Genomic DNA, 25,192 nt, shown 5'->3' with positions numbered 1-25,192 from the left:
GGCTCTCCAGGCCCAGCTTTCGATAAGGATGCCACACGATGAAGTTCAGCAAGATGATGCCCGCCATGACCCAGGCGGTTCTGTTCTGCGCCGCGGGCGCGATGCTCGGTATCGCCGACACGGCCTTCGCGGCCGCCGATCGCGTCCAGGCCGTGGTGGACGAGACCATACGTCCGCTTATGACGGAGAAGCAGATCCCGGGCATGGCGGTGGGCGTGGTGGTGGACGGCAAGGCACACGTCTTCAACTACGGCGTGGCGTCGAAGGAAAGCGGACGGCCGGTCACGAATGCGACGCTGTTCGAGCTCGGCTCGGTATCCAAGACCTTCACGGCCACGCTGGCATCGCTGGCCGAGGTCGACAAGCAACTGTCGCTCAGCGACAAGGTGGAAACCTATCTGCCGCCGCTGCGCGGCAGCGATTTCGGCAAGGTGCGCCTGCTCGATCTCGGCGCGCATACGGTGGGCGGCCTGCCTCTCCAGGTGCCTGACGACGTCCACGACGAAGCCGAACTGATCAGCTACCTGAAGCACTGGCATGCCGCTCATGCACCGGGCACCTTTCGCACCTACTCGAACATCAGCATCGGGACCCTGGGTATCCTGACCGCGAACCGCCTGCAGCAGGATTCCACCAGCCTGATGGAAGGGCGGCTGTTTCCGGGCCTGGGCCTGAAGAACACCTTCATCGACGTGCCGGCCGCGCGCGAGGCCGACTACGCGCAAGGTTATACGGCGGCGGGCAAGCCGATCCGCATGAAGATGGAGGTGGTGGGACGGGAGGCCTATGGCGTCAAGTCGACGGCCGGCGACCTGCTGCACTTCATGCAGGGCAACATGAAGCTGATCCCGCTCGAAGCGTCGCTGCAACGCGCGGTGACGCAGACGCATACCGGCTACTTCCAGGCCGGGCCCATGACGCAGGACCTGATCTGGGAGCAGTATCCCTATCCGGTCGCGCTGAAGACGCTGCTGATCGGCAACGGCCCGGCGATGCTCTTCAAGGGCATGAAGGTGACGGAAATCCGTCCGCCCGAGGCGCCGCGGGATGATGTCTGGATCAACAAGACGGGCTCCACCAACGGCTTCTCGAGCTACGTCGCATTCGTGCCCGCCAAGCGGATGGGCATCGTGATCCTCGCGAATCGCAGCTATCCGATCGAGGACCGCGTTGCCGCCGCGTACCGGATCCTGACCGCGCTCGATGGCGCCGGGCAGTGATCATGCGAAGCGCAACGACGAGGCACATCCGCCACGGCGTGTCGATGCTCGCGGCGCTGGTGATGTTGCAGGCGGCCGACGCGGCGCCTCCCGAGGCCCGGGAAACGGTCGTCCTGCAACGCGTTCCCGTGCCGGACACCGATCGCGAGATGGGAATGGGCGTGGCCGTGTTCCCGCCCAACGCGAGCAAGCCGCGTCACAAGGCGAGCGGACCGGAGCTCTGCTACGTGCTCGAGGGCGAGGTGACGGTGCGTGTCGATGGGCAGCCGCCCAGGCGATTGCGCGCCGGCGAAACCTTCCAACTGCCGGCCGATGTCGTGCACGTGACGACGGCCGGCCCGACAGGAGCAAAGGTCGTCGCGGCCTGGGTGCATACGCCGGGCAAGCCCTTCAATCTCCCGGCGCTGGATTGAAGGCGAAGCGCGCGATGGTTCGCGCGCCTCGGTTGTCTTCAACCATCGGTCGAGACCGTCACGCCTTCCCAGGCATCGATTTCCTCTTCCATCGCCGCCAGCTTGCCTCGCACCAAGCCGAGCGCATCGCTGCCCAGCAGCAGATGCGCCGGCGGCTGCTCGGCGTCGATCGCCACCAGCATCGCGCGCGCGGCCTTGACCGGATCACCCAGCTGCTTGCCGCTCTTTTCCTCGCGCGCCTGGCGGATCGGATCGAAGATCGCGTCGTAGTCGGCGATCGAGCGCGGCGTGCGCGACATCGAACGGCCGGCCCAGTCGGTGCGGAACGAGCCCGGCGCGACGGCGGTCACGGCGATGCCCAAGGCGCGCACTTCCTTGCCGAGCGCCTCGGAAATGCCCTCCAGCGCGAACTTGCTGCCGCAGTAGTAGGTAATGCCCGGCATGGTGATATGGCCGCCCATCGAGGTGATGTTCACGATGTGGCCATGGCGGCGCTCGCGCATGAAGGGCAGCACCGCCTTCATCATCGCCACCGCGCCGAACACGTTCACGTCGAACTGCCGGCGCAGGTCCGACAGCGGCGATTCCTCCATCACGCCTTCATGTCCATAGCCGGCGTTGTTGACCAGCACGTCGATCGGGCCGACCTGCGCCTCGATCTCGGCGACGACGCCATCGATGGCGTCGAAGTCGGTCACGTCGAGCACGCGCGCGACGGCGGCGCCCGGCGACAGCGACTCGAAATCGCGTCTGGCCTCGTCGCTCCTGACCGTGCCGACCACCGTGTGGCCCGCCGCCAGGGCTTCCCGCGCGAGCGCGCGGCCGAATCCGCTGCTGACGCCGGTGATGAGCAGAATTTTGCTGGATGTCATCGAAGGGACTCCCGAATGTCGATAGGAGCATGCATACTAGTCTGGCAAGTGGCGACGGATAAGCCGGATTCCGCTATTTTTATTGCCTAAAACTATGATCATGACGCGCAACCCAGCTGAGCATACGGAGCTTTCCGCCCGCGACCGCAGACGCATGATTGCCTTGCTGCGGGACCTGGCTCCCGACGAGGGCTACAACCTCACCGCCCTGCCGAGCGTGCGCATCCTGCGTTCGAACCGGGCGCTGTCACGCACGCCGGTGCTGTACGACCCGGGCATCGTGATCGTCTGCCAGGGGCGCAAGCGCGGTTACTTCGGCGAGCAGTTGTATCTGTATGACGAGCAGCATTACCTGGCCGTGTCCGTGCCGGTGCCGTTCAGCATGGAAACCGAGGCGACGCCGGAGCGCCCCTTGCTCGCGCTCTACCTGCACCTCGATTTCACGGTGGCCGCCGAACTGGCGGCGCAGATCGATCGCGAAGGCACGGCCGAGCCGGTGCGCGCTCCGCAGAGCATGATGTCGACGCCGATGGACGATGCCATGCAGGCTTCCGTGCTGCGCTTCCTGGAGGCGATGCATCGTCCGCTCGAAGCGGCGGTGCTGGGGCCGGGCCTGTTGCGCGAGCTGTATTTCCGGGTGCTGACGGGGGCGCAAGGCGCGTCGATGCGCGAGGCGCTGGCGATGCGCGGGCAGTTCGGCCGGATCGGGCGCTCGCTGCGCCTGATCCACGCCGCTTATGCGCAGCCGCTGGACGTCGCGCAACTGGCTGGCGAGGCCGGCATGAGCACGCCGAGTTTTCACAGCCACTTCAAGGCGATCACGCAGGTTTCTCCGATGCAGTACCTGAAGTCCACGCGCCTGCACCAGGCGCGCCTGCTGATGGTGCGCCAGGACCTGACCGCCGAAGCGGCGGGGCACGCGGTGGGCTACACGAGTGCTTCCCAGTTCAGCCGCGAGTTCAAACGGCTGTTCGGTGCCACGCCGGCTGCCGAAACGCGACGGATGCGCGAGAGCTTCGCGGTCCCCGAGCCGTTCGAGGGCGCGGTTTATGTGTCGTCGCATTGAGTCGACGCGTCGGTATCGACTACCATCCTTGGCTTGTGACTTCATTGCCTGTCTGGAACCCGATCTCATGTCGCTGAATATCCGAACCGCCCGCGTCGACGACGCGGCACTCATCCTGCGCTTCATCACCGAACTCGCCATTTATGAAAAGGCGCAAGACAAGGTCGAGGCGACTGTCGAGAGCATCGAGACATCGCTGTTCGGTCCGCAATCGCCCGCGAAGGCGTTGATCTGCGAGCTCGATGGCAAGGCGATCGGCTTCGCCGTGTATTTCTTCTCGTATTCGACTTGGCAGGCCAAGGCGGGGCTATACCTGGAGGATCTGTATATTTCGCCCGACGCGCGTGGCCATGGCGCCGGCAAGCGGATGCTGCAGCATCTCGCGGGGATTGCGATCGAGAAGGGCTGCGGGCGCTTCGAATGGAGCGTGCTGGACTGGAACGAGCCGGCTATCGTTTTCTACAAGGCGCTCGGCGCCAAACCGCAAAGCGAGTGGGTTCGATATCGGCTCGAGGGGGATGAGATTCGCGCGTTGGCTGTGTCGGCGTGAGGTTTGCGTCGTCGATCGGGGCGCGGTGAGAGCGCTTATAAGCTGAGATAAGTCGGCAGCAGGTCGTGGTCGACGAGTCGAATCTCGATGCGGTTCGCGATCTCGACATGCTCGGGATTGTCGGCTGAGAACGCTTCGTCCACGACGCTGACGATGATCGTGCCGGTTTGCTTGCGGCCGGCGGATGGGACGGGGATGAGTGCCCTTGCTTCGGGAACCTGTTGCGTGGTGATTCGGTGCGGCAAGTAGAGCATCCAGCCGACGCCGGGTTTGTCGTCGAAAACTTGCTTGAGTCCGTATTTCTCATCGGACACGTCGACGAGCAGCGGCCCGAAAACCTCGACGATTTTCGCGACGAGATCCGCAACCGCCCGATAGTCTTGCCACGCTGGCCCGCGAATAGTGATCGACAGCCTATCGGGAATGGTTTTGTCGGCTATGTGGCAGGAAATCGAGGCGCCCTTGCTGGCATCCCTGTTTCCATCCCATAAGGCGGCATAGGTGAAGGCGTGCTCACCGCGAAATGCCTCGCGAAGCACCGCCAGGGCAGCGGGTGTCGCCTCGCCATTGGCGTCGTAGACCTGGTAGAGCATCGCTTCTTGCAGCGTGTCTCCTTTCAGGCGCCAGTTCTCTGCGCGAAGGGATGCGTCGTAGGTGGCAAGTTTTGCGGCGATAGGTGAAATTCGCGCAAGCATGCCCGCGAAGTCGTCTGCCAGGAGTGACGGATCGCGAAAGCTGGCGATGATGTTCATGGGCTGCCTCAAGGGTGGACGATTGACGGTATGCCAAGGTGCCGCAAGGTGAGCATCATGCGACTCTGTGCGAGAGGTGTCTGGAAATACCACATCAGGCGGGTTGGCGGCTTGGCGCGAACAAGGCTGGCCTGTTTCTCCGCTGCCGCCTCCATCGATTCGAATCCCTTGAAGAATTTATAGGCTGCAGGGATAGAGCCATCGAGAAACTGATCGTAGTTGCCCTTCGCTTCCTGCAACAAGCATCGACCCGGCACGAAGCCGTCGAAGTCGATATTCAGCCACGCCCACTCCTCGCTCCAGCCTTCGGCGACGCTATAAGGCCGTCCGGTAACGCGCGCCTGGTATTCGCGCGGTGCCGCGTTCATCGAGTGGAAGCGTTTGACAGCCAAGCCGGACTCGGGTGGACAGCGTTCGCAACGCTCTGCCGTGCGCGGGACAGCATGTGCCGATGCCCTTGCCTCGATATCGTCGTCCGTTGCGTCGCCGGACAGGCTAGCGGTTCCTGCTCCGCCCAACAGCGCCGCGCCAATACGCATCAAGAGCGGCCCAAATTCCATTGCGGCGCCTTCGATGAGAGGTACTGCCATTCCGGCCATTGTGATTTCCTCTGAGATAGTCGGGATGATTGACGTGCCACCTGATTACGCGCAGGTAGTCATGAAAACGCTCGTCTGGATGGCGGCCCGGCCGCTTCAGCCAGCGTCGCGTCGCCAGTCTTTGATAGAAGCCAGGTGAAAACGCCTCGAGGCGAAGGAATGCCGCGACGTTTTCATCCGTCGAGATGCCGATTTCCTGCGCCGCGATATACGCGCGCCATAGCCGGTCTGACAGCGTGTGGTCCGCAGCCAACGGAGCGTTTTCCGTGACGAGTGCATGCCGGATGCGTTCGATGTAATTTTTCGCATCGATACGTGCCATTGCCGCGAACTGCTCGCTAGATAGGGTGAGCATTGCGTGCTATCTCGATCAGATGGCCGTCGCATTCAACGAGCCAGTCGAATACCGTCACGAAGAATGCAAGTCGCTGCACGGGAGTCATCACCGAGGCAATCGATGGCATGAGCCGAGCGTCATGGAAACGAAGCAGCGCAAGCTGACCATCGGGCAACTCGACATCCAGATTCTCCCGAAGATGATCCGCCAATGCCGTCATCGGATACGCGCTGATCAACCAGGACACGCCAAACGAACTGGCCGCCAAGGACGAAAGCGCTGTGTTCACCAACATGGATGTCGCTTCGCAATCGACCAGCCAAGGGCCGGCATTGGCCACCGATTCGTCGGGCGTATCGTCGAGCAAGGCGAGGCACGCCGCCGTTCTGTCAGGGACAGTGCCGTTCCGGTCTTGATAGAGCACGCCGTCGAACAGCGCATACAGTCGCGCTGGCACCGTATGTGGCCGGCGCCCGGCGAAATAGGCTTCGATGCTCGGTGACATGATCAACCCCGGACGATCATCGTCATCGCGTTCCTTGCCGCTGTCGTCGTGCATGCACGGCACAGCGTCGGAGGCGAAGACGGGAAGGCTGTCGCAGCGGCAACGATGTTGTCGTGCCCATCGATGTACGCGTCAGCCTCGCCGTCATCGTCGATCGTATTGGTCGACTGCGAGGCAATGAGGACGGCGCCGCATGCGGTTCGCATTCCCTCGACGGCGGTATCTCGCCCGTGGATTCCGTGGGGATATCGGCGTGGTATCGGAAGTATCGGGAAAACACCTTGGCATTGCGGACAACTTACCTTGTGTCCGACGCCGGCGACAGGTTTTCCCTGGATGGTCACGGACGGCTCGCCCTCGAGGACGCAGCCGCCATGCGTTGTCGTGTCGCCAGCGCAAATGATCGCTCGTCTAGCCAATTGATCCTCCCTTTGCTCGGTGCTCGGGTACGGAATGTACCTCCATCACCCCGGAGAGAATCTGTCGGCGATCATGCTCGGTGCATCTCTTATTTCGGAAGTGGGCACCGGTCGATCATGATGAATCGTTTCACTCTGCCGCTCAAATCACCGACAATCCACATGACGCCCGATCGTGCGTAATCACGGATAGCCGATGAAACCCTTCCGCCATCTCCTCCACGCCATCCTCTGCGCAGCCTCGCTGGCCGCGTCCACCGCCCACGCCGGCGGCTGGTACGAAGTCCGGAACTACACCGGCACGATCGGCAGCCTGCCGATCCATCTATCGCTGCAGACCTATGCCGAACTGAACCACGACGAGCCTCGTCGATCGCAGGTCGACGGCAGCTACTACTACGACGCCCATCGCCTCCCCATCCCCTTGCAAGGCAAGCGCCAGGCCGACGGCAGCATGCAGTTATGCGAAGCCGTGGCACCGGCATCCTTCGGCGATTCTCCCAAGGTCCCGGTAGCCTCACCGGCGCATCCCGTCCCTTGCCCGATTTCGCTGAAGCCGAGTGACAACGGCGCCGCCGGCGAGTGGCGCGACGGCAAGCACGTGCTGCCGATCACGCTGCACCAGGTCGGTACGCTCGACGACACCCGTTCCGACAAAACGCCGAGCGTATCGGGCACGGTCGAGATCCCGATGTGGCATCACACCGGCAAGCACCTGCTGCTGGGGATCTACGAATCGTCCAGCGCGTGCCCCTTGTCGATGGCGCGCCTGCGCCTCGTCAATCTCCGAAGCGGACGGACGGACAAGGAACTGAAGCTGGAATGCGGCGCGGGCACGGTGGCGACGTCGATCTATTCCAACGTCTATGCCGCGGACAATCCGCGCCACGTGACCATCATCTTCGAGGGCGGTTATCACGGCATGGGCGACGACCGCGAGGTGCCTGTCGAGCCCTGACCATCGCCGTGCACGGATGCCGCCGCTATGGCGTCTCGTCGCTCGTGTGCTGCGCGTCGTCGGGATCGCTCATCAGGATGTCGAGCATGCGCCGGGGATTCGCCAGGAAGTCGCGCGTGACCTGGTAGTGCTCCGTCTCCTCGTAGGCAACGCGCCGGATGCCGTCCTCGCCGAAGGCATAGATCCAGGCATCGGGATACGCCATCAGGATCGGCGAGTGTGTCGCGATGACGAACTGCGATTTCTCCTCGATCAATTGGTGCAGGCGCGCGAGCAGGGTCAGCTGCCGTTGCGGGGAAAGCGCCGCCTCCGGTTCGTCGAGCAGGTATAGCCCTTCGGGGCCGAAACGCTGCATCACCAGGGCGAGGAACGATTCGCCATGCGACTGCATGTGCAGGGAGCGGCCGCCATACGAAGCCAGCACGCCTGCCGTGTAGGGGTCCTCCTCCATTTCGTCGAGCGTGCTGGCCACGTTGTAGAAGCTCTCGGCACGCAGGAAGTAGCCGGTTCGCGGGCGGCGGAGCCCCTTGGAGACCCGAAGGCGCTCGTGCAGGGGCGAGTGCGTGTCGCGCGTCTGGAAGTGCAGCGACTGGCTACCCCCTTCCGCGTTGTAGCCGAGTGAAACGGCCAGGGCCTCGAGCAGGGTCGATTTCCCCGAGCCGTTCTCCCCGACGAAGTAAGTGATCTTCGGGTGCAGTTCCAATGCATCGAGCGAGCGCACGGCCGGAAGATTGAAGGGATACCGGGAGGTATCGTTGTCCGGGTCCGGTTTCAGGTCGATGCGCGAGACGAACCGGGAGGAGAGGATCACGGCTTCGCCCCCGGTCCATGCTTGGCCAGGAAGCGATCCAGTTGCCGCGCGAAGGCCTTGCTGTCCTGCGCGGAATAGGGCGGCGGCCCGCCCGTCTCGACGCCCGAGCTGCGCAACTGGTCCATCACGTCGCGCATGGTCAGGCGCTCCTGGATGTTCTCGCGGCTGAACCAGTTGCCGCGCGGGTCGAGCACCTGCGCGTCCTTGTCGAGCGCGGCGGCGGCCAGCGGAATGTCGGCCGTGATGATCAGGTCGCCGGCCTCGGCCAGCTCGACGATGCGCTGGTCGGCCACGTCGAAGCCGGCCGGCACCTGCAGGGCCTTGATGAAGCGCGAGGGCGGCGTGCGCAGGAACTGGTTGGCGACCAGGGTGAGGCTGATTTCGAGGCGCTGCGCGGCACGAAACAGCATCTCCTTGACGACGACCGGGCAGGCGTCGGCGTCGACGAGCATCTGCATGACAGGATTCCGAAGGGAGGAAAACCGCCAGTTTACTGCGAGCGCGGCCCCGGCCTCAGGCCGATTCGGTGCAGACCGCCGGCCGTGCCGTCGTCTTCAGCCCGAACAGGCCGAGCGCGACGCTCGCCAGGCTCGCCGCGGCGGCCATCGCAACGGCCGCGTGCAGCCCGCCGACCATGTCGCGCGAGGCGGCCCCCGCCAGCGCCCCGAACAGCCCCACGCCCAACACGCCGCCAACCTGGCGCGCGGTATTCAGCAAGCCCGAGGCGATGCCGATCGTGGTCGGCTCGACATGGGCCAGCAAGGCCGTATTGATCGACGGCACCGCCAGCGCGACGCCGACGCCGACCGCCAGCAACGGCAGCGACACCGCGAGCGTGCCGCTGTCGCGATGCAGCAGCATCAGCGCCAGATAACCGGCCGCGGCCAGCATCTGGCCGGCGAGCATCGGCAGGCGATATCCGAAGCGCGCGGTCAGCGAGCCGGACACGATGTTGGCGACCGCCACCAGGGCCGTCATCGGCAGGAACGCCAGCCCGGCCTGCAGCGGCGTGTCGTGGCGCACGTTCTGGAAGTACAGGCTCATCGCGAACATCAGGCCGTAATAGCCGAAGTTCAGCGACAGGCCCGTCAGGGCGCTGACGTTGACGACGGGAACCCGGAACAGCGTCATCGGCAGGAGCGGCTGCCGATGACGCCGTTCCACCGTCACGAATGCGAGCGCGGCCAGCAGCGCGAGCGCGAAGCTCCCCGGCACCTGCGCGCTGCCCCAGCCCGCGCGGCCCGCGGCGATCACCGCGTAGGTCAGCGCCGCCAGCGCGACGATCGCCAGCGCCTGCCCTGCAAGATCCAGCCGCCGCGCCGCGTGGCGCGGCGTTTCCGGGGCATGCGCCAGCGTCAGCCAGATCCCGACGATGCCGACCGGCACGTTGATCAGGAAGATGCTTGGCCATCCGAAACGATCGACCAGCAGGCCGCCCACCAGCGGGCCCGCGCCGAGCGCGAGCGCCGCCGTGCCGGCCCAGATGCTGACGGCGCGGGCGCGTGCCCGCGCGTCGGGGAAGGCCGCGCCTAGCAGGGCCAGCGAGGGCGGCACGCACAGCGCGGCGCCCACGCCCTGCAGCACGCGCGAGGCGATCAGCAGGGCCGGCCCGTCGGCCACCCCGCAGCCGATCGAGGCGCAGGTGAACACGGCGAAGCCGGCCACGAACACGCGGCGCGCGCCGAAGCGGTCGGCCAGCGCGCCGGCGCTGAGCAGCAGGCTCGCGAAGGCCAGCGTATAGGCGTTGACGATCCATTCGAGCCCGGCCGCGTCGATCGACAGGGCGTCGCGCAGGCGAGCCAGCGCGACGTTCACCACCGTGACATCGATGCAGACGATGACGAAACCGAGGCTGGTGGCGAGCAGCGCCAGGCGCGGCGAGCGATGCGGGGAAGCGGGCATGAGACGGAGTCCAGGGTGAGCGTGCCAGGTCGGATCGGTTGATCCACGAGGTTTGGCTCCCACTGTATTCCCTAAGAAAAACTGGATAAACAGGCCAATCCTTGCAAGAGAATCCACTAATATTGCGCAATGGACCTACTCAAAGCGATGACCGTCTTCGTGCGCGTGGTCGAGAGCGGCAGCCTCAGCGCGGCCGCGCTCGCCTGCGACCTGTCGCCGACCATGGTCGGCAACCACCTGCAGGCGCTGGAGGCGCGGCTCGGCACGCGGCTGCTCCATCGCACCACGCGCAAGCAGCAGCTCAGCGCGTTCGGCCAGGCCTATTACGAGCGCTGCATCGAGATCCTCGGCCTGGTCGACGATTCGGAACGCCTCGCGCTCGACCATCTGGCGACGCCGCGCGGGCGGCTGCGCGTGACCGCGCCGGTGGTGTTCAGCAACGAGTGCCTGATTCCCTCGCTGGCCGACTATTACGCGCGTTATCCCGAGGTCAGGCTCGACGTGGTCGCCACCGATGCGCTGACCAACCTGATCGACGACGGCTTCGAGGCGGCGATCCGCGTCGGCGCGCCGGGCAGCGAGGATGTGGTGGCGCGGCCGCTGGCGCCGTACCGGCTGATGCTGTGTGCCTCGAAGGCCTACCTGAAGGCGAACGGCGTGCCGTCGACGCCGGCGGACCTGGCCGCGCATCAATGCCTGAGCTATGCCTATCCGCCGCGCTCGGAATGGTACGCGGCCAAGGCCGAGTGGCTGCTGGACGGGCCTGACGGGCCGTCGCGCGTACCGATCGAGGGCCGGCTGCGGATCGACAATTCGGAGGCGCTGCGGCGCGCCGTGCTGGGCGGGCTGGGGATCGCCATGCTGCCGTCCGTGCTGGTCGGCGACGATATCCGCGCCAAGCGCCTGGTGGAAGTGCTGCCCGATCACCCCGCGCCCGAGCGCGCGCTGAACCTGCTCTACCTGCCGGAGCGGCGGATCTCGCCGAAGCTGCGCAGCTTCATCGATTTCATCGTCGAGCGCTTCGGCGCCGATGCGATCGCCACGCTGGAATCGGTGTATCGGCGCGCGAGCCTCAAGCCTTCGCCAGCAGCCGCGCCAGATGCTCGCGGGTCGCGGGCCACTCGTCGTCGATGATGCTGAAGCGCACCGAGTCGCGCTTGCGCCCGTCCGGCATGATGCGCTCGTGGCGCACGATGCCTTCCTGCGTGGCGCCGATGCGCAGGATCGCGGCGCGCGACTTTTCGTTGAGCACGTCGGTGGTGAACTGCACGCGCACGCAGCCGAGCACCTCGAAGGCATGCACCAGCAGCAGATACTTGCATTCGGTGTTGGCGCCGGAGCGCTGCATCGAGGCACCGAGCCAGGTATGGCCGATCTCGAGCTTGCGGTTGGCGCGGTCGATCTTCCAGAAGCGCGTGCTGCCCACCACGCGGCCGGTCTCGCGATGGACGATCGCGAACGGCATCACGGTGCCGGCACGCTCGCCCTCGAAGGCCTTCGCCAGATAGGCCTCGACCGTGTCCGGCCCGGGCACGTTGGTGACTTTCAGGTTCCAGAGTTCGCCGTCCGCGGCGGCCGCCAGCAGTTGCTCCGCACCGACGGAGCCCAGGGGGCGCAGCTCGACGAGCTGGCCGCTCAGGGTGGGCGTGTCGGTCATCGCGGATTCAATCATTCAATGCTTCGGGCGCCACGCGTCGAAGCTCACGGGCCGTTGGCGATCGGCCTTGATCACGCTGGCCTGGTCGGGCAGCAGCGCGTCGGCGTCGGGGCGGGGATCGGGATTCGGCTCGCTGCTGTGGACGATTTCCTGGTGGAACAGCCAGCCGCGCCGAGCCGCATCGTAGTGGAACGTGATGTTGTCGCTCCAGTGGTTCGGCCCGGCGGCTACGCCGTTTTGGACCGAGAAATAGCGGTTCTTGATCGCGAGGCCGTTGTCGTCCAGATCGAGGTAGGGGTCGCCCGATACGCCGCCCTGGTCGGCGCGCATCACCACGAAATCATTGCGGGCCGCCAGCGTGTAGCGGCCATCGGCGCCCTGCGTGATCAGCAGCAGCGGACGCGCGGAAGGGCGTGCTTCGGTATCGGGGATCCGGTGCACCACCACCAGGTAGTCGGTGCGTCCCGCGTCGGTCAGCGAGCCGGCCAGGTGATCGAGCACTTCATAGCCGGCGGGGACCAGCTTCTGTACGGCGGCCGGCAACTCCGGGTTGTCGGGGCAGCGCGAGGGTGCCGTATCGCAGGCGGCCCGGGCCGCCGCGCTGAACAGCGTGGCGGCCGCGGCGAGCCCCGCCCATGCCGCGCGCCGGCGGCGCGTTTCAGCCCAGCGGCGCATCGAGGCGGCGGCCGAAGCGATCGAGGCGAGGCAGGTAATCGCGGCTCGGGTCCAGCGAGAAGGCCACGCGGCGCGCGCGGCCCATGATCTCGTCGCGCGGGAAGAATCCGAAGTAGCGCGAGTCGGCGCTGTTGTCGCGATTGTCGCCGAGCATCAGGTACTGGCCCGGCGGCACCACGATCGGGCCGAAGGATTCGCGCGGGCTCGGCGCCTCGGGCGAGAGGCGCACCGTGTGCGGCGCGCCGCCGATCCGCTCGGCCAGGTACTCGCCCGGCGAATCGGCATCGCTGCGCAGCAGGTTGCTGCCGATCGGGCGGTAGTCGGCGCGCTTGCCGTTGATGGTCAGCACGTTGTCGTGCATCGCCACCGTGTCGCCGGGCAGGCCGATCAGGCGCTTGACCAGCAGCTCGTGCGCCGCCGCCGAGTCGATCGTGACGATGTCGCCGCGCTGCGGCTCGTGCAGCCGCACGAGGCGAATGTGGGTGAAGGGGATGCGGATGTCGTAGGCCATCTTGTCGACCAGGATCCGGTCGCCGATCCGGATGGTCGGCAGCATCGAGCCGCTGGGCACCACGTTCCAGTCGGCCACCGCGCTGCGGAAGATCACCATCAGGAACAGGAAGGCGATGAAGCCCTTGTTGGCTTTCCACAACCTGACAATCGTGCGCATCTTGCTGTAAGCCGCCGGGCGGCCCGTGTTTCGTGTATGCGGACTATACCCGAAGCGCCAGCCGGCGGGCGCGGAGCCCGGCGCGGGCGGCCCGCGCGGCGTGCTTTTCGGCACCTTCCCCCGCGTCTTCTTCGGCGCGTTCCCGGCCGCCTCGCATGGCGCGCGCGCCGATATAATCCGGCCCATCGCGCTTCCCTCCGACCCAGACGGCGCCGCCTCGCGCGCCGTTGCCCGTCCTCACTGACCGCCGCGCCATGACCGATCTACGCAAGCTGAGCTTCGAGCAACTCCTGATCTACATCGCGGTGGTCGAGACCGGCTCGCTCACGCGCGCGGCCGAGCGGCTCGGCATCGGCAAGACCGCGGTCGGCAAGCACGTGCAGCGGCTAGAGGACGAGCTCGGCACCACCCTGATCGCGCGCACCACGCGGCGCATCCACGTGACCGAGGCCGGCGCTTCCTTCTTCGAGGCGGCGCGGCGCCTGGCCGAGCTGGCCGACGAGGCCGTGTCCTCCGTCAACCCGGCCGCCGAGACGCTGCGCGGCACCTTGCGCGTGGCGGCCTCGGTCGAGTTCAGCGCGATCGTGCTCGCGCCGGTGCTGGCGGCGATGCGCGAAGCACATCCGGAGCTGCGCATCGAGATGGTGTCGGGCGATCGCTTCATCGACATGCTGGCCGAGGGCGTCGACGTGGCGATCCGGCTCGGCGAGCTGGCCGATTCGAGCCTGCGCGCGGTGACCGTCGGCAAGTGTGAAAAGTGGCTGGTGGCGAGCCCCGCCTGGCTCGCGCGGCATCGCCTGCCGGGCGACGTCGCCGAGGCGGCGGGGCTGCCCTTCGTCGGGCTCTCGGTGCTGGCGCATCCCTTGCGCTGCCAGTTGCGCAAGGCCGGCGGCGAAACCCTGGTGCTCGATTTCGCGCCGGGCCTGCTGGCCGACACCATGTACGCCTGCCGCGCCGCCGCGGCCGAAGGCGCCGGGCTGGCCTGGCTGCCCGATTTCACGGTGCATGGCGACATCGCCGCGGGCCGGCTGGTGCGTGTCCATGCCGATTGGGCCGGCCCGGCGATGGCGATGCACGCGCTGCTGCCGCCGGGCCGGCACACGCCCCCGAAGGTCCGCGCGCTGATCGACCGTCTCAAGGCGCATCTCGCTCAGGGCTGATCCGGCTGCGTGAGCAGATGGCCATGGCGCAGCAGGATCACGGCCGGCTCGTCGGCGAAGGGCTCGTGATGCGTGCCGGGATGCAGGCGCATCCAGGTGCCGGCCGTGAGCCGTTGCTCGCCATCGCGCAGCGTGCCGCTCAGCACGAAGATCTCCTCGCCCTGCGGATGCGTGTGATCGCGCGTGCGCGCGCCGGGCTCCCAGGCCACCAGGCTCAGGCGATGTTCCTCGCTCGGCAGCGGCACCACCTGCATGTGCGCGTGGCGGCCCGCGAGCCATTGCCGCTGCGCGGCGCGCTCGATCGCGGTGCCGCCGGGCGCGGCGCCGGCTTCGCGATAGACCAGCACTCGCGCGCCTTGCGGGCCGGCGCGCAGCGTGAGCGCCTCGCCCGCGTGCGTAACGAAATCGTCCCTGGCGAGCGGCTCGCCAGACAGATCGGCGCTGCCGCGCAGCAGGTAGAGGTCGTGTCGCGAGCCGCCGTCGAGTTCGAGGCGCTGCGAAGGCGCGAGATCGACCACGCTGCTGCTGCGCGTGGCGCTCGCCTCGCTCAACTGGACGATCGCCCCTTCCTTTCCCGGCGCGGCATCGAGTTCGATGCGCGCGCGTTCGATCAAGCCCGTGTTCATACCGCCTCCTGATCCGACGTCGGTGCGTCGAAGCCGATCGGCGAGCGCACGAAGGGCACGAAGCCCGGCAGCGCCTCGACCCGCTCCAGCCAGCGCGTCACGTTCCGGCAGTTCGAACGATCCACCTTGCCTTCGCCGGCACGCGCCACGTAGGCGTAGATCGCGACATCGGCGATGGTCGGCGCGTTGCCGGCGAGCCAGTCGCTGCCTGCCAGTTCCCGGTCGAGCGTGGCCAGGAAGGCCTCGCCCTTGGCGATCGCCTCGGCGGGATCGCGCGGCAGCTTGAACAACTGGATCGCGCGGGCCGCCGCGAGGCCGTGCGCCACCTCGCCCGAAGCCGCCGACAGCCAGCGCTGCACGCGTGCCGCGCCGGTCGCGTCCGCGGGCAGCCAGGACGGGCCGTGCTTGCGCGCCAGATAGACCAGGATCGCGGTCGAATCGACGATCACCTGCTCGCCGTCGACCAGCGCCGGCACCTGGCCGAGCGGGTTGATGCGCAGGTAGTCGGGCGATTTCTGCTGGCACTGGCGCAGGTCGACCTCGTGGACCTCGTGCTCGACGCCGAGCAGCGAAAGGAACAGGCGGACGCGGTGCGAATGGCCGGAAAGATGGAAGCTGTGCAGTTGCATGGGATGTCCTTGATCGGTTGGCTGGATGGTCTGGCGGTCGCTCGACCGTTGAAGCCATTCTCGACAGGGTCCGGGGCCCAATAAACGAGCCGGAGGGCGACTGAGTATCCGCGATTCGCGAACAATGCCGCCTGGCCGCCGCCGGGCGCGGCCCGGCCGGCGGGACCGCCTGCAGCCGGCGGCGCGATCCACTATGCTCGGCGGACGGCCGGCAGGCGGCGCCGCCCAGGCGGGCGAGCCAGCGATGCGTTCCGATCGCGCCGGCGCCCTCGACACGCCATCCACGGTGACACCATGAGCGACATCCCCTATCGCAATGCCCTCATCATCGGCACGGGCCCCGGCATCAGCGCCTCGCTGGCGCGGCTGCTGCGCGAGGCCGGCCTGCAGGTCGCGATCGCCTCGCGGCATCCCGAGCGGCTCGCGCCGCTGGCCGCCGAAACCGGCGCGATCGCGCTGCCGGTCGACGCCAGCGACGCGGCCCAGGTCGAACGGCTGTTCGAGCAGGCCGAGGCGCGCATCGGCGCGCCCGAAATCGTCGTCTACAACGCCAGCGGGCGCCTGCGAGGGCCGATCGCCGAACTCGACGCGGCCCAGGTGGAGCAGGCGCTGGCCGTCTCGGCGCTGGGCGCCTTCCATGCCGTGCAGCAGGCGGCGCGGCGCATGCTGCCGGCCGGCAAGGGCGCGATCCTGCTGACCGGCGCCACCGCCGGGGTGAAGGGCTTCGCGCTGTCGGCGCCGTTCGCGATGGGCAAGTTCGCGCTGCGCGGGCTGGCGCAGAGCGCGGCGCGCGAGTTGACGCCCAAGGGCATCCACGTCGCGCATATCGTGGTGGACGGCATGGTGCGCTCGGAACAGCGCCCCGATCCGGCTGATTCGCCCGACAGCACGCTCGACCCCGACGCGATCGCGCGCGTCTACGCGGACCTGCTGCGCCAGCATCGCAGCGCCTGGTCCTGGGAGATCGAGGTGCGGCCCTGGACCGAGAAGTTCTGAACTCGGGCGGGATGGCGCGATGGCGGAGGCGACGCGGCGGCTCGCGCCGCGCGCTGGTCAGGCCTGGGCGGCCTGGCTGACTGCCGCCTGCCCGCGCAGCCAGGCGACGAAGGCCGCGACGTGCTCGTCGTCGAGCCGCTCGGGCGCGATGTCGAGCCAGTAGCCGTAAGGGCCGATCGCCTCGACCGGCGAGAGCGGCACCAGGCTGCCCTCGGCGATCTCCTCCTCGATCATGCCCAGGTCGACCACCGCCAGCCCGGCGCCCTTGCGCGCCGCGTGGATCGCCTGTTCGAGCGTGGAGAATTCGATGCCGTCGCCGATCCGCGCCACCGGCACGCCGGCCTGGGCGCACCAGTCGGCCCACAGCGTGAGGCGCTTGCCCTCGTGCAGCACGTGCAGCGAGGGCACCCGGCCGAACAGCGAATCGAGCGGCAGCCCTGCGTAGCGCGGCGCGCCCACCAGCGCGTGGCGCTCCATCATCAGCCGCTCCGAGAGCATGTCGGCGCGCGCCGCGCGGCCGAAGCGGATATGGCAATGGCAATCGTCGCCGGGCTCGGTGCGGATCGACAGGTCGACCTCGGGCAGCGTCTCGAACAGCGTGCCCAGGCGCGGCGAGAACCATTGGGTGGCGAAGGTGGGGGGCACCGAGACGGTCAGCCGGCGCTTGCGCCCGGGCTGCACGGCGGTGATCTCGAGCACGCCGCGCTCGATGGTGTCGAAGGCCTGCTCGATGAAGGGCAGCAGCAGCATGCCGGCGGCGGTCAGCTTGACGCCCTTGTGGTCGCGCTCGAATAGGCGCGCGCCGACGCTGTCCTCCAGCAGGCGGATCTGCCGGCTCACGGCGCCCTGGGTGACGCACAGCGAGGTGGCGGCGCGGTTGAAGCTCAGATGACGGGCGGTCTCCTCAAAAAAACGCAGGGCAATCAGCGAAGGCATCCGCCGCATGATTCATTCCTTTCTGTCGTCTCTCGCCGGCCCGTCCGGGCGATGTTCGCGCCGGAAAACACGGGCTGGCGGAGCTTTATGGCAGAAAAGCGGGAGCGACGGCAGGCAGTGTAAATCCGAGCCTCGCGGCGTCGCGCCGTGGCGGCTTCGCGGGGTGGACGTGCATCGGCGGCGGGCTTGCGGCGCGGGCTGTCAGAGAGGCTCTCGCGGGTCGATCAAGGGTCGATCGAGGTGGCTGGCGCGAGGATTCGCGCCGCGATTTTCAGACGCGACCGTCATCCGCCTGGGACGCATCCGAGCCGCCCGCCTGGCCCCGTTCGATCGCGCGCCGGGGCGTGCATGGGCGGCGCGGCATGTCTCGAATCCTTGCGAATCCGACATGGAGGACGTGCCGGGTCAGATGCGAGAATCGGATGCTGGCGCCGGCGCCGTGCCGCAGCGACATCTTTTTCTGGAGGCTCGAACCCATGCCCTATCTGCAACTCGACGTGAACGACGCATATTCGGTGGAGCAGAAGCAGCGGCTCGCCGCCGAGATGAGCCAGACCTATGCCCGCATGATGGAGGTGGATATCCGGCGCATCAGCGTGGCGATCCGCGAACTGGGGGCCGGCGGCGTCTGGCGCATCGCCGAGGCCGGCGAGGCGCCCGTGCCGGTGGCCGTGATGATGCTCGACATCCGCAAGGGCCGGCCGCCGGAGCAGCGCATGGCGGTGGCCAAGGCGCTGTGCGCGCATTGCATCGACATCCTCGGCCTGCGCGAGGACCGGCTCAATGTCGAGTTCACCCAACATTCCGGCGACGAGATGTACCACCCGGCGCTCGGCGGCTACAGCCCCGATTGGACGCCCGGCGAGCAGTGAGCCGGCGGATTCGCGAGGTCAGCCACGGCGTGTGACGTTGCCTAACGGCAGTCCCGGCGCCCAGTCGGCACCTCGCTGAGGTCGACCGCCGAGAAACTCATGCCGGCCACGATCAGTTGGGCGGCATTCAAGCCGTGAGCGGCGCGTTGCCCGCGGCTCGCTGGATGGTCTGCGGTGCCTGGCCGAAGGCGCGCAGGAAGGCCTGGCGCATCCGCTCCCGATCACCGAAGCCGGTTTCGCGCGCGATGACCTCGATCGGATGGCGGGTGGTTTCCATCATCAGGCGCGCGGCCTCCACGCGCAGCCGCTCGACCGCCTTGGCGGGCGATTGGCCGGTTTCCTCGCGGAACACGCGGCTGAACTGGCGCGGGCTCAAGTGGGCGGCTTCCGCCAGCCGCTCCACGGACAAATCGGCGGCGAGGTTTTCCTGCGCATAGGCAAGCGCAATCTGGACCCGATCGGATCGCGCATCCAGTTCGAGCAGGGCCGAGAACTGCGATTGCCCGCCGCCGCGCCGCTGGTACAGCACCAGCTTGCGGGCCACGCCGCGCGCGGTTTCCAGGCCGAGATCGCTCTCCACGATGGCGAGCGCGAGATCGACGCCCGCGCTCATGCCGGCCGAGGTCCAGATCTGCCCGTCCACCACGAAGATGCGGTCCTCGTCGAGCTGGACCCCTGGATACTGCTTCTTGAAGTTGCGTGCATGGAGCCAGTGCGTGGTCACGCGCTTGCCTTCCAGCAGGCCGGCTTCGGCCAGCACGAAGGCGCCCGTACAGATCGAGGCCACCCGCCGCGAGTGCTGCGGCGCGCGGCGCGTGTAGTCGAGCAGCGCGGCCGAGGGAAGCCGGCATTCGTTGTCGCCGGCGACGATCAGCGTGTCGTAGCCCGCCTCGGCGAGCGGCTCGCTCTGCACCGAGAAACCCTGCGAGGACGCCACCAGGCCGCCGTGCTCCGAGACGATGCGGAAGCGATAGACCTCGTCGCCGTGCAGCAGGTTCGCGTACTCGAACACGCTGGCCACGGCGAGCGCCAGCGACTGGAAATTGGGGTAGACGACGAGACCGACGGAATGCATGGGGTTTGGCAGGGCGAATGTCCGGATTGATTGAATCTAGCACGATGCGGACATGATCGAGCGGGGTGCCCGTCGCGTAACTTTTCGCTGTTTTCCTTTCGATTTCCTGTCATCTGGCGTTCCTGCCGTCCACGCCGGCTTCTCTGTCAGTCATGTCCTAAATCATTGCATATACGACATTGAGGATGGGTGCGGTCACGACCAGAATTCCCTTCACGAACCGGCACCCAGCCGGATCACCCCAACGAAAGGAAAAGACATGACTGCCTCGACGAAAGGAATCGCATTGATCACGGGCGCCTCGGCCGGCATCGGCGCCATCTACGCGGACCGCCTGGCCAAGCGCGGCTACGACCTGATCCTGGTGGCGCGCAACCAGGACCGCCTGACCACCCTCGCCAGTCGCCTGGCCGCCGAGACGGGCCGCTCGGTCACGCCGCTGGTCGCCGATCTCAACGACCGTGCCTCGCTGGCGAAGGTCGAGAGCGTGCTGCGCGAGAACGGCGGCATCACGATGCTGGTGAACAACGCGGGCGTCGGCTCGGTCGCCTCGATCCTGGATGGCGATGTCGACGCCATGGAGGACATGATCAAGCTGAACATCACCGCGCTCACGCGGCTGACCTATGCGGTGGCGCCGGCCTTCGTGGCGCGCGGCGCCGGCACCATCGTGAACATCAGTTCGGTGGTGGGGATTGCCGTGGAGATGCTGAACGGCGTCTACAGCGCCTCGAAATCCTATGTGCTGAGCTTCGGCCACGCGTTGCAGCGCGACCTGGCGGGCAAGGGCGTGCGCGTGCAGTCGGTGCTGCCCGCCGCGACCGAGTTCTGGGACGTGGCCGGCTACGCGAAGCAGAAGGAAGCGGCCAGCACCATGACGGCCGAGGACCTGGTGGATGCCGCCCTGGTCGGGCTCGACGCGGGCGAACTGGTGACCATCCCGACCCTGCACGACGGCGAGGGCTGGACGCGCTGGGAAGCGGACCGCCGCGCGCTGGCACCGCAGTTCGCCAATGCCAAGGCCGCGCCGCGCTACGTGCTGGACGCCAAGGCCGGTGCCTGAATCGTTTCCCTTTCCTGAAGGAGTCCCATCATGAAGAACCTGTTCAAGATCGGTGCTGCCTTGCTGACGGCGGCCACCACCTTCGCCGTTCCCCTTGGCGCTTCCGCGCAGTCGCGCGGCAAGGTGCTGGTGGTGATGTCGAGTGCCCATCAACTCGATCTGCGCGACGGCAAGAAGTACCCGACCGGCTACTACCTCAACGAATTCGTGGTGCCCTACCGCAAGCTGGTTGAGGCGGGCTACGAGCCGGTGATCGCCAATCCCAAGGGCGACATGCCGGTGATGGACGCGAATTCGAACAACAAGATGTTCTTCGGCGGCGACGACGCGGCGCGCGCGGATGCGCTGAAGTACGCGCAAGGCATCGCGCAGCTCGAGCACCCGAAGACGCTGGCCTCGGTGGTGGCCGAAGGCACCGGCGGCTATGTCGGCCTGTTCATCCCCGGCGGCCACGCGCCGATGGTGGACCTGCTGGAAGACCGCAACCTCGGCAAGATCCTGCTGAGCTTCCACGACAGCGGCCGCCCCACCGGCATCATCTGCCACGGGCCGATCGTGCTGCTCGCCGCGCTGCATGATCCGCATGCCTTCGTGCAGTCGATGATCGCCAACGACGGCAAGGCCAATGCCCTGGCGAGCGGCTGGCCGTATGCCGGTTATCGCCTGACGGTGTTCTCGACCGGCGAGGAACAGGCGCTCGAAGGGCCGAACGGGCTGGGCGGCAATGTGCAGTTCTACCCGGTGAATGCCCTGGCCGAAGCCGGCGCGCATGTCGACTCGGTGGCGAACTGGCACAGCAACGTGGTGGTCGATCGCGAACTGATCACGGGGCAGCAGCCGATGTCGGCGCCGGAGTTCGGCGATGTGCTGGTGGAGAAGTTGAACGCGCGGGTGCGCTGAGGGGGGAGGGGAGGGTGGCTGGGTGGCTGGACGGGAGATGTCCAGCCGCTCTCGTGTTTGTGGCGATCGCGATATCACTTTGAGAGATCGACAGCCGTTCGCGGTTTCCCCCGATATCAGATCGGAACGCGAGCCTGATTGCGGATCTGGACTTCCACTGGAAAGCCGGCGAGCAATCATGAGCCAGCGGCGTCTAGCATTCCCTGGGCAGTCCATACTATCGCGCCGTCCAGATCTCTTTGAAGCGGGTTACAGGGGGTGTGTTTGGCGGCCGGTTAGGGCGAGGCAAACGTGGCTCACCTCATAACGATGCTTATCGCGGGTCCAACTGCGGACGCTGTCCCGGGTGATACCAAATTTTGGTATATGATTGAAACCTCATGAGGAGGTGCACGATGCCGCGGAATACATCGATCTCGCTGGGGGATCACCTGACCCAGTTCGTGGATACCCAGGTCGCGTCCGGGCGCTATGGCTCGGCCAGCGACGTGGTTCGGGCCGGTTTGCGGCTGCTCGAGACGCAGGAAACCGAGCTAAAGGCCTTGCAGGAAGCACTGCGCGCAGGTGAGGCATCCGGCGCGCCGGCGGCCTTCGACGGCAAGGCGTTCCTTGCGCGCATGCGCGTCAAGCATGTGGGCTGAGGCACGGGCGGTGCGATTGACGCCGTTGGCCGAGGCGGATCTCGAGGATATCTGGACCTACACGTTCGAGCAGTGGTCACTCGAGCAGGCCGAGCGCTACGTGGGCGACCTCGTTGAGGCGTTCGAGCGCCTGGCACGCGGCGATTGGGTAGGGCGATCCAGCCGCGCGAGCGATGATTATCGGCGTTACCTGGTGGGATCTCACGTGATCTTCTATCAGGAAACGAAGGCTACCCTAGACGTGATTCGCGTGCTGCATCAGCGCATGGACGTTGACCGGCATTTGTAGCGGGACACGGACCGAGCTTGCGGCTCGCGCTGGCTCGACGAGTCCCATGGAGAAACGGCTGGTCTGAGAAGGCCGAGCGTTCAAGACCTATATCGATCACTCGGGAGAGACCATGCAATGCGATGCATCGGTCGAATTCGAACGACTCCAGGCCGCCGTCGAGGCCTTGGAGGCGGCCAATCCCGTTCAGGTCGTGCAAGTGCTGCTCGGGCCAATCATGACGAATCAAGACGTCGTGAATTATATGGAACCCGTTTCTCCTGCACGCTTCCTCGGCCGATAGGCCGGCTTCACTCGGCGTTGTCGGTCAGCGCCGTCTCCAGACGATCGAACACGCGCTGCGTCGCGGCGCTCGGCGCCTCGAGCGCGAACAGCAGCAGCGAGCGTCCCGTCACCTGGTAGACGTCGCCGCTGCGCAGTTCGGGCAGCGCGTCGCGCACGGGCACATTGGTGTCGAGCAGGCAGGTCCAGTGCTCGCCTTCCGGGATCTCGGGCAGGGTGAAATCCACCACGTCGAAATGCGCGTTGAACACCAGCAGCAAGGTCGCGTCCGACGCCGCCTTCACGATACCGCTGGCCTGCGCGCGCCCGTCGATCACCAGCCCGAAGCAGCGCATCGAGGCATCGTCCCATTGCGCCTGCGTGAGGTCCTCGCCCGCCGGCGAGAGCCAGCGCGCATCCGTCACGTCCAGCGCCGGGTTGTGCTCGCCGGTCAGGAAGCGCCCGCGACGCAGCACCGGCAGGCGCTGGCGCAAGGTGGTCAGCTTGCGCACGAAGTCGGCCAGCGCGCGGCCGTCCTCGTCGATGCCGGCCCAGTCGATCCAGCTGATCTCGTTGTCCTGGCAATAGGCGTTGTTGTTGCCGCGCTGGCTGCGGCCGAACTCGTCGCCGCCGAGGAGCATCGGCGTGCCTTGCGAAAGCAGCAGCGTCGCCAGCATGTTGCGCTTCTGGCGTTCGCGCTGCTCGCGGATGTCCGGATCGTCGGTGGGGCCTTCCACGCCCATGTTCCAGGAGCGGTTGTCCGAGTGGCCGTCGCGGTTGTCCTCGCCGTTGGCCTCGTTGTGCTTGTCGTTGTACGAGACCAGGTCGTTCAGGGTGAAACCGTCGTGCGCGGCGATGAAGTTCACGCTGGCCCACGGGCGCCGCCCGCGGTGGTTGAACTTGTCGCCGGAGGCGGTGATCCGCCGGGCAAGCTCGGGCGCCATCGCCTCGTCGCCTTTCCAGAAGGCGCGCACCGTGTCGCGGAAGGTGTCGTTCCATTCCGACCAGCCCGGCGGGAACCCGCCGACCTGGTAACCGCCGGGCCCGCAATCCCAGGGCTCGGCGATCAGGCGCACGCTGGCTAGCAGCGGATCCTGGCGGCAGGCGTCGAGGAAGCCGCCGCCCTCGTCGAAGCCATGCGGCTCGCGGCCGAGGATGGTGGCGAGGTCGAACCGGAAGCCGTCCACCTTCATTTCCGCCACCCAGTAGCGCAGGCTGTCGGTGACCATCTGCAGCACGCGCGGGCAGGACAGGTTGAAGGTGTTCCCGGTGCCGGTGTCGTTGATGTAGTAGCGCGGCTGGTCGGGCATCAGCCGGTAATACGATGCGTTGTCGATGCCCTTGAACGACAGCGTCGGACCGCGCTCGTTGCCTTCCGCCGTGTGGTTGTACACCACGTCGAGGATCACCTCGAGGCCGGCGTGATGGTAGCGGTCCACCATCTCCTTGAATTCGGCCAGCGAGGCCTTCCCGTTGACGAAATAGCGCGGATCGGCGGCGAAGAAACCGATCGTGTTGTAGCCCCAGTAGTTCGTCAGGCCCTTGTCGAGCAGGTGGCTGTCGTTGACGAAGGTGTGGACCGGCAGCAGCTCGACCGTGGTGACGCCGAGCCCCTTCAGGTAGTCGATCACCTGCTCGTGCGCGAAGCCGGCGAAGGTGCCGCGTGCCGCCTCGGGCACCTCCGGATGCATCTTCGTGAAGCCGCGCACGTGTGCCTCGTAGACGATCACGCGATCGGGCGCCAGGCCGTTGCGATCGGGATGGGTCCACGAGAAGGTCGAGTCGACCACCTTGCATTTCGGCACGAAGGCCGCGCTGTCGCGTTCGTCGAAGGACAGGTCGCCGTCGGGCGAATCGAGCGTGTAGCCGAAGATCTCGGGGCACCAGACCAGCTCGCCGACATGCGCCTTCGCATAGGGATCGAGCAGCAGCTTGTTGGGATTGAAGCGATGGCCGCGTTCGGGCTCGTAGGGGCCGTGCACGCGGTAGCCATAGACGGCGCCCGGCGTCAGGCCCGGCACGAACACATGGAACACCTCGTCGGTGTATTCGGGCAGCTCGATGCGTTCCAGTTCGGTCTTGCCGTCATCGTCGAACAGGCAAAGCTCCACCTTGGTGGCGTGGGCGGAGAACAGCGCGAAATTCACGCCTTGCCCGTTCCACGTCGCGCCGAGCGGGAAGGGCTGCCCTTCCTGGATGGCGCGGGCGAAGCGGCCCTCGCGGGAAGCGGGCGGCGTCGCTCGTTCAGCGGTGGTGGACTGTGGGGTATCGAACGCGGTGGACATGGCAAGGCTCCTGAAGGGTGCAGGAGCCGAGCAAAAACCGGGCCGCGAATGGC

Annotated in this window: 31 protein-coding genes; 14 read left to right on the top strand and 17 right to left on the bottom strand. The window is 66.9% G+C overall.

Features of this window, described 5'->3' with window-relative positions:
* Nucleotides 1-53 precede the first annotated feature (53 nt).
* Nucleotides 54-1,220: a class C beta-lactamase gene (gene ampC, locus FB600_RS32520; protein ID WP_373422057.1), complete on the top strand. Its 1,167-nt coding sequence runs from the start codon at nt 54-56 to the stop codon at nt 1,218-1,220.
* A 44-nt stretch (nt 1,221-1,264) separates the two neighbouring features.
* Nucleotides 1,265-1,633 (top strand): cupin domain-containing protein, encoded by a 369-nt coding sequence (locus FB600_RS32515; protein ID WP_233632135.1) that lies wholly within the window; start codon nt 1,265-1,267, stop codon nt 1,631-1,633.
* Between the two features lie 38 nt (nt 1,634-1,671).
* Here FB600_RS32515 and FB600_RS32510 read toward each other — a convergent pair whose 3' ends face one another.
* Nucleotides 1,672-2,505 carry an oxidoreductase gene (locus tag FB600_RS32510; RefSeq protein WP_096751928.1) on the bottom strand — a complete coding sequence of 278 codons (834 nt, stop codon included), beginning with the start codon at nt 2,503-2,505 and terminating at the stop codon, nt 1,672-1,674.
* A 154-nt stretch (nt 2,506-2,659) separates the two neighbouring features.
* Between FB600_RS32510 and FB600_RS32505 the strand changes: the two genes are divergently transcribed.
* Complete coding sequence (locus FB600_RS32505; RefSeq protein WP_227742693.1) at nt 2,660-3,571, top strand: AraC family transcriptional regulator; 912 nt, start codon at nt 2,660-2,662, stop codon at nt 3,569-3,571.
* A 67-nt stretch (nt 3,572-3,638) separates the two neighbouring features.
* Nucleotides 3,639-4,121: a GNAT family N-acetyltransferase gene (locus tag FB600_RS32500; protein ID WP_036055378.1), complete on the top strand. Its 483-nt coding sequence runs from the start codon at nt 3,639-3,641 to the stop codon at nt 4,119-4,121.
* 35 nt (nt 4,122-4,156) lie between these two features.
* Here the strand turns inward: FB600_RS32500 and FB600_RS32495 are convergent, their stop codons facing one another.
* Genes FB600_RS32495 through FB600_RS32475 form a run of 5 tightly spaced genes read right to left on the bottom strand, consistent with a single transcriptional unit; the run spans nt 4,157 to nt 6,733 of the window.
* The gene (locus FB600_RS32495) at nt 4,157-4,873 is read right to left on the bottom strand and encodes an immunity 52 family protein (protein ID WP_145757983.1); all 717 of its coding nucleotides are present in this window, start codon (nt 4,871-4,873) and stop codon (nt 4,157-4,159) included.
* 8 nt (nt 4,874-4,881) lie between these two features.
* Nucleotides 4,882-5,463, bottom strand: coding sequence for a restriction endonuclease fold toxin 5 domain-containing protein (locus FB600_RS32490; RefSeq protein WP_036057107.1), 582 nt, complete (start codon nt 5,461-5,463; stop codon nt 4,882-4,884).
* Nucleotides 5,369-5,827, bottom strand: coding sequence for a hypothetical protein (locus tag FB600_RS32485; RefSeq protein WP_096751925.1), 459 nt, complete (start codon nt 5,825-5,827; stop codon nt 5,369-5,371). Before FB600_RS32485 ends, FB600_RS32490 begins: the two co-directional genes overlap by 95 nt.
* On the bottom strand, nt 5,811-6,368 hold the full coding sequence (locus tag FB600_RS32480; RefSeq protein WP_145757984.1) for a DUF4123 domain-containing protein: 558 nt from the start codon (nt 6,366-6,368) through the stop codon (nt 5,811-5,813). The genes FB600_RS32485 and FB600_RS32480 overlap by 17 nt, the downstream gene beginning before the upstream one ends.
* Nucleotides 6,317-6,733: a PAAR domain-containing protein gene (locus FB600_RS32475; protein ID WP_145757985.1), complete on the bottom strand. Its 417-nt coding sequence runs from the start codon at nt 6,731-6,733 to the stop codon at nt 6,317-6,319. Before FB600_RS32475 ends, FB600_RS32480 begins: the two co-directional genes overlap by 52 nt.
* 196 nt (nt 6,734-6,929) lie before the next feature.
* On the opposite strand from FB600_RS32475, the gene FB600_RS32470 reads away from it, so the two are divergent.
* On the top strand, nt 6,930-7,691 hold the full coding sequence (locus FB600_RS32470; RefSeq protein ID WP_145757986.1) for a hypothetical protein: 762 nt from the start codon (nt 6,930-6,932) through the stop codon (nt 7,689-7,691).
* A 25-nt stretch (nt 7,692-7,716) separates the two neighbouring features.
* On the opposite strand, the gene FB600_RS32465 is transcribed toward FB600_RS32470, so the two are convergent.
* The 3 genes from FB600_RS32465 to FB600_RS32455 are packed head-to-tail and all read right to left on the bottom strand — an operon-like array spanning nt 7,717 to nt 10,404.
* Nucleotides 7,717-8,499 carry an AAA family ATPase gene (locus FB600_RS32465; RefSeq protein ID WP_186024157.1) on the bottom strand — a complete coding sequence of 261 codons (783 nt, stop codon included), beginning with the start codon at nt 8,497-8,499 and terminating at the stop codon, nt 7,717-7,719.
* Entirely contained in the window at nt 8,499-8,960 is a 462-nt protein-coding gene (locus tag FB600_RS32460; RefSeq protein WP_096751921.1) for a YaiI/YqxD family protein, read from the bottom strand. The genes FB600_RS32465 and FB600_RS32460 overlap by 1 nt, the downstream gene beginning before the upstream one ends.
* Before the next feature lie 55 nt (nt 8,961-9,015).
* Nucleotides 9,016-10,404, bottom strand: coding sequence for an MFS transporter (locus tag FB600_RS32455; protein ID WP_145757988.1), 1,389 nt, complete (start codon nt 10,402-10,404; stop codon nt 9,016-9,018).
* A gap of 129 nt (nt 10,405-10,533) precedes the next feature.
* Here FB600_RS32455 and FB600_RS32450 point away from each other — a divergent pair, with 129 nt between their 5' ends.
* Nucleotides 10,534-11,538, top strand: a complete 1,005-nt coding sequence (locus FB600_RS32450) for a LysR family transcriptional regulator (protein ID WP_096751919.1) — start codon at nt 10,534-10,536, stop codon at nt 11,536-11,538.
* On the opposite strand, the gene FB600_RS32445 is transcribed toward FB600_RS32450, so the two are convergent.
* Genes FB600_RS32445 through lepB form a run of 3 tightly spaced genes read right to left on the bottom strand, consistent with a single transcriptional unit; the run spans nt 11,477 to nt 13,406 of the window.
* Nucleotides 11,477-12,076 (bottom strand): GNAT family N-acetyltransferase, encoded by a 600-nt coding sequence (locus tag FB600_RS32445; RefSeq protein WP_164467627.1) that lies wholly within the window; start codon nt 12,074-12,076, stop codon nt 11,477-11,479. The genes FB600_RS32450 and FB600_RS32445 overlap by 62 nt on opposite strands.
* The gene (locus FB600_RS32440; protein ID WP_046575121.1) at nt 12,077-12,736 is read right to left on the bottom strand and encodes a hypothetical protein; all 660 of its coding nucleotides are present in this window, start codon (nt 12,734-12,736) and stop codon (nt 12,077-12,079) included.
* The gene (gene lepB, locus FB600_RS32435; protein WP_145757989.1) at nt 12,720-13,406 is read right to left on the bottom strand and encodes a signal peptidase I; all 687 of its coding nucleotides are present in this window, start codon (nt 13,404-13,406) and stop codon (nt 12,720-12,722) included. Before lepB ends, FB600_RS32440 begins: the two co-directional genes overlap by 17 nt.
* Before the next feature lie 254 nt (nt 13,407-13,660).
* Here lepB and FB600_RS32430 point away from each other — a divergent pair, with 254 nt between their 5' ends.
* The gene (locus FB600_RS32430) at nt 13,661-14,566 is read left to right on the top strand and encodes a LysR family transcriptional regulator (protein WP_145757990.1); all 906 of its coding nucleotides are present in this window, start codon (nt 13,661-13,663) and stop codon (nt 14,564-14,566) included.
* On the opposite strand, the gene FB600_RS32425 is transcribed toward FB600_RS32430, so the two are convergent.
* Together FB600_RS32425 and FB600_RS32420 are read right to left on the bottom strand one after the other, a co-directional pair.
* A complete protein-coding gene (locus tag FB600_RS32425; protein ID WP_096751917.1) occupies nt 14,557-15,192 on the bottom strand; it encodes a cupin domain-containing protein in 636 nt (211 codons plus the stop codon). The genes FB600_RS32430 and FB600_RS32425 overlap by 10 nt on opposite strands.
* Nucleotides 15,189-15,821 carry a glutathione S-transferase family protein gene (locus FB600_RS32420; protein ID WP_096751916.1) on the bottom strand — a complete coding sequence of 211 codons (633 nt, stop codon included), beginning with the start codon at nt 15,819-15,821 and terminating at the stop codon, nt 15,189-15,191. The genes FB600_RS32425 and FB600_RS32420 overlap by 4 nt, the downstream gene beginning before the upstream one ends.
* A 294-nt stretch (nt 15,822-16,115) precedes the next feature.
* On the opposite strand from FB600_RS32420, the gene FB600_RS32415 reads away from it, so the two are divergent.
* The gene (locus tag FB600_RS32415) at nt 16,116-16,817 is read left to right on the top strand and encodes an SDR family NAD(P)-dependent oxidoreductase (RefSeq protein ID WP_096751915.1); all 702 of its coding nucleotides are present in this window, start codon (nt 16,116-16,118) and stop codon (nt 16,815-16,817) included.
* A gap of 57 nt (nt 16,818-16,874) precedes the next feature.
* Here FB600_RS32415 and FB600_RS32410 read toward each other — a convergent pair whose 3' ends face one another.
* A complete protein-coding gene (locus FB600_RS32410; RefSeq protein ID WP_105820346.1) occupies nt 16,875-17,762 on the bottom strand; it encodes a LysR substrate-binding domain-containing protein in 888 nt (295 codons plus the stop codon).
* 467 nt (nt 17,763-18,229) lie between these two features.
* On the opposite strand from FB600_RS32410, the gene FB600_RS32405 reads away from it, so the two are divergent.
* Entirely contained in the window at nt 18,230-18,625 is a 396-nt protein-coding gene (locus tag FB600_RS32405) for a tautomerase family protein (protein ID WP_145757991.1), read from the top strand.
* Nucleotides 18,626-18,752: 127 nt separating this feature from the next.
* On the opposite strand, the gene FB600_RS32400 is transcribed toward FB600_RS32405, so the two are convergent.
* A complete protein-coding gene (locus FB600_RS32400; RefSeq protein WP_145757992.1) occupies nt 18,753-19,700 on the bottom strand; it encodes a GlxA family transcriptional regulator in 948 nt (315 codons plus the stop codon).
* Nucleotides 19,701-19,959: 259 nt separating this feature from the next.
* On the opposite strand from FB600_RS32400, the gene FB600_RS32395 reads away from it, so the two are divergent.
* The 5 genes from FB600_RS32395 (at nt 19,960) to FB600_RS37395 (ending at nt 22,876) form a co-directional block, all read left to right on the top strand.
* A complete protein-coding gene (locus FB600_RS32395) occupies nt 19,960-20,763 on the top strand; it encodes an SDR family NAD(P)-dependent oxidoreductase (RefSeq protein ID WP_145757993.1) in 804 nt (267 codons plus the stop codon).
* Nucleotides 20,764-20,793: 30 nt separating this feature from the next.
* Complete coding sequence (locus tag FB600_RS32390) at nt 20,794-21,663, top strand: type 1 glutamine amidotransferase domain-containing protein (protein WP_105820345.1); 870 nt, start codon at nt 20,794-20,796, stop codon at nt 21,661-21,663.
* A gap of 395 nt (nt 21,664-22,058) precedes the next feature.
* Nucleotides 22,059-22,304, top strand: coding sequence for a type II toxin-antitoxin system ParD family antitoxin (locus FB600_RS32385; RefSeq protein WP_096751910.1), 246 nt, complete (start codon nt 22,059-22,061; stop codon nt 22,302-22,304).
* Nucleotides 22,294-22,593, top strand: coding sequence for a type II toxin-antitoxin system RelE/ParE family toxin (locus tag FB600_RS32380; protein ID WP_145757994.1), 300 nt, complete (start codon nt 22,294-22,296; stop codon nt 22,591-22,593). The genes FB600_RS32385 and FB600_RS32380 overlap by 11 nt, the downstream gene beginning before the upstream one ends.
* 112 nt (nt 22,594-22,705) lie before the next feature.
* A complete protein-coding gene (locus FB600_RS37395) occupies nt 22,706-22,876 on the top strand; it encodes a hypothetical protein (protein WP_186097035.1) in 171 nt (56 codons plus the stop codon).
* Between the two features lie 7 nt (nt 22,877-22,883).
* Here the strand turns inward: FB600_RS37395 and glgX are convergent, their stop codons facing one another.
* Nucleotides 22,884-25,139 (bottom strand): glycogen debranching protein GlgX, encoded by a 2,256-nt coding sequence (glgX, locus tag FB600_RS32375; RefSeq protein WP_261383524.1) that lies wholly within the window; start codon nt 25,137-25,139, stop codon nt 22,884-22,886.
* Between the last annotated feature and the right edge of the window lie 53 nt (nt 25,140-25,192).

This window comes from Burkholderia sp. SJZ089 (assembly GCF_007828315.1).
Lineage (GTDB): Bacteria > Pseudomonadota > Gammaproteobacteria > Burkholderiales > Burkholderiaceae > Burkholderia > Burkholderia gladioli.
This window is presented reverse-complemented; position numbering and strand designations above follow the sequence as displayed.

Coding starts and splice junctions, on each gene's coding strand:
- FB600_RS32495 (WP_145757983.1), bottom strand. CDS start 4,873: ATGAACATCATCGCCAGCTTTCGCGATCCGTCACTCCTGGCAGACGAC.
- FB600_RS32450 (WP_096751919.1), top strand. CDS start 10,534: ATGGACCTACTCAAAGCGATGACCGTCTTCGTGCGCGTGGTCGAGAGC.
- FB600_RS32385 (WP_096751910.1), top strand. CDS start 22,059: ATGCCGCGGAATACATCGATCTCGCTGGGGGATCACCTGACCCAGTTC.
- FB600_RS32400 (WP_145757992.1), bottom strand. CDS start 19,700: ATGCATTCCGTCGGTCTCGTCGTCTACCCCAATTTCCAGTCGCTGGCG.
- glgX (WP_261383524.1), bottom strand. CDS start 25,139: ATGTCCACCGCGTTCGATACCCCACAGTCCACCACCGCTGAACGAGCG.
- FB600_RS32395 (WP_145757993.1), top strand. CDS start 19,960: ATGACTGCCTCGACGAAAGGAATCGCATTGATCACGGGCGCCTCGGCC.
- FB600_RS32470 (WP_145757986.1), top strand. CDS start 6,930: ATGAAACCCTTCCGCCATCTCCTCCACGCCATCCTCTGCGCAGCCTCG.
- FB600_RS32420 (WP_096751916.1), bottom strand. CDS start 15,821: ATGCAACTGCACAGCTTCCATCTTTCCGGCCATTCGCACCGCGTCCGC.
- FB600_RS32425 (WP_096751917.1), bottom strand. CDS start 15,192: ATGAACACGGGCTTGATCGAACGCGCGCGCATCGAACTCGATGCCGCG.
- FB600_RS32415 (WP_096751915.1), top strand. CDS start 16,116: ATGAGCGACATCCCCTATCGCAATGCCCTCATCATCGGCACGGGCCCC.
- lepB (WP_145757989.1), bottom strand. CDS start 13,406: ATGCGCACGATTGTCAGGTTGTGGAAAGCCAACAAGGGCTTCATCGCC.
- FB600_RS32430 (WP_145757990.1), top strand. CDS start 13,661: ATGACCGATCTACGCAAGCTGAGCTTCGAGCAACTCCTGATCTACATC.
- FB600_RS32485 (WP_096751925.1), bottom strand. CDS start 5,827: ATGCTCACCCTATCTAGCGAGCAGTTCGCGGCAATGGCACGTATCGAT.
- FB600_RS32410 (WP_105820346.1), bottom strand. CDS start 17,762: ATGCGGCGGATGCCTTCGCTGATTGCCCTGCGTTTTTTTGAGGAGACC.
- FB600_RS32390 (WP_105820345.1), top strand. CDS start 20,794: ATGAAGAACCTGTTCAAGATCGGTGCTGCCTTGCTGACGGCGGCCACC.
- FB600_RS32405 (WP_145757991.1), top strand. CDS start 18,230: ATGCCCTATCTGCAACTCGACGTGAACGACGCATATTCGGTGGAGCAG.
- FB600_RS32440 (WP_046575121.1), bottom strand. CDS start 12,736: ATGCGCCGCTGGGCTGAAACGCGCCGCCGGCGCGCGGCATGGGCGGGG.
- FB600_RS32380 (WP_145757994.1), top strand. CDS start 22,294: ATGTGGGCTGAGGCACGGGCGGTGCGATTGACGCCGTTGGCCGAGGCG.
- FB600_RS32500 (WP_036055378.1), top strand. CDS start 3,639: ATGTCGCTGAATATCCGAACCGCCCGCGTCGACGACGCGGCACTCATC.
- FB600_RS37395 (WP_186097035.1), top strand. CDS start 22,706: ATGCAATGCGATGCATCGGTCGAATTCGAACGACTCCAGGCCGCCGTC.
- FB600_RS32515 (WP_233632135.1), top strand. CDS start 1,265: ATGCTCGCGGCGCTGGTGATGTTGCAGGCGGCCGACGCGGCGCCTCCC.
- FB600_RS32455 (WP_145757988.1), bottom strand. CDS start 10,404: ATGCCCGCTTCCCCGCATCGCTCGCCGCGCCTGGCGCTGCTCGCCACC.
- FB600_RS32490 (WP_036057107.1), bottom strand. CDS start 5,463: ATGGCAGTACCTCTCATCGAAGGCGCCGCAATGGAATTTGGGCCGCTC.
- FB600_RS32505 (WP_227742693.1), top strand. CDS start 2,660: ATGATTGCCTTGCTGCGGGACCTGGCTCCCGACGAGGGCTACAACCTC.
- FB600_RS32445 (WP_164467627.1), bottom strand. CDS start 12,076: ATGATTGAATCCGCGATGACCGACACGCCCACCCTGAGCGGCCAGCTC.
- FB600_RS32510 (WP_096751928.1), bottom strand. CDS start 2,505: ATGACATCCAGCAAAATTCTGCTCATCACCGGCGTCAGCAGCGGATTC.
- FB600_RS32480 (WP_145757984.1), bottom strand. CDS start 6,368: ATGCACGACGACAGCGGCAAGGAACGCGATGACGATGATCGTCCGGGG.
- ampC (WP_373422057.1), top strand. CDS start 54: ATGATGCCCGCCATGACCCAGGCGGTTCTGTTCTGCGCCGCGGGCGCG.
- FB600_RS32460 (WP_096751921.1), bottom strand. CDS start 8,960: ATGCAGATGCTCGTCGACGCCGACGCCTGCCCGGTCGTCGTCAAGGAG.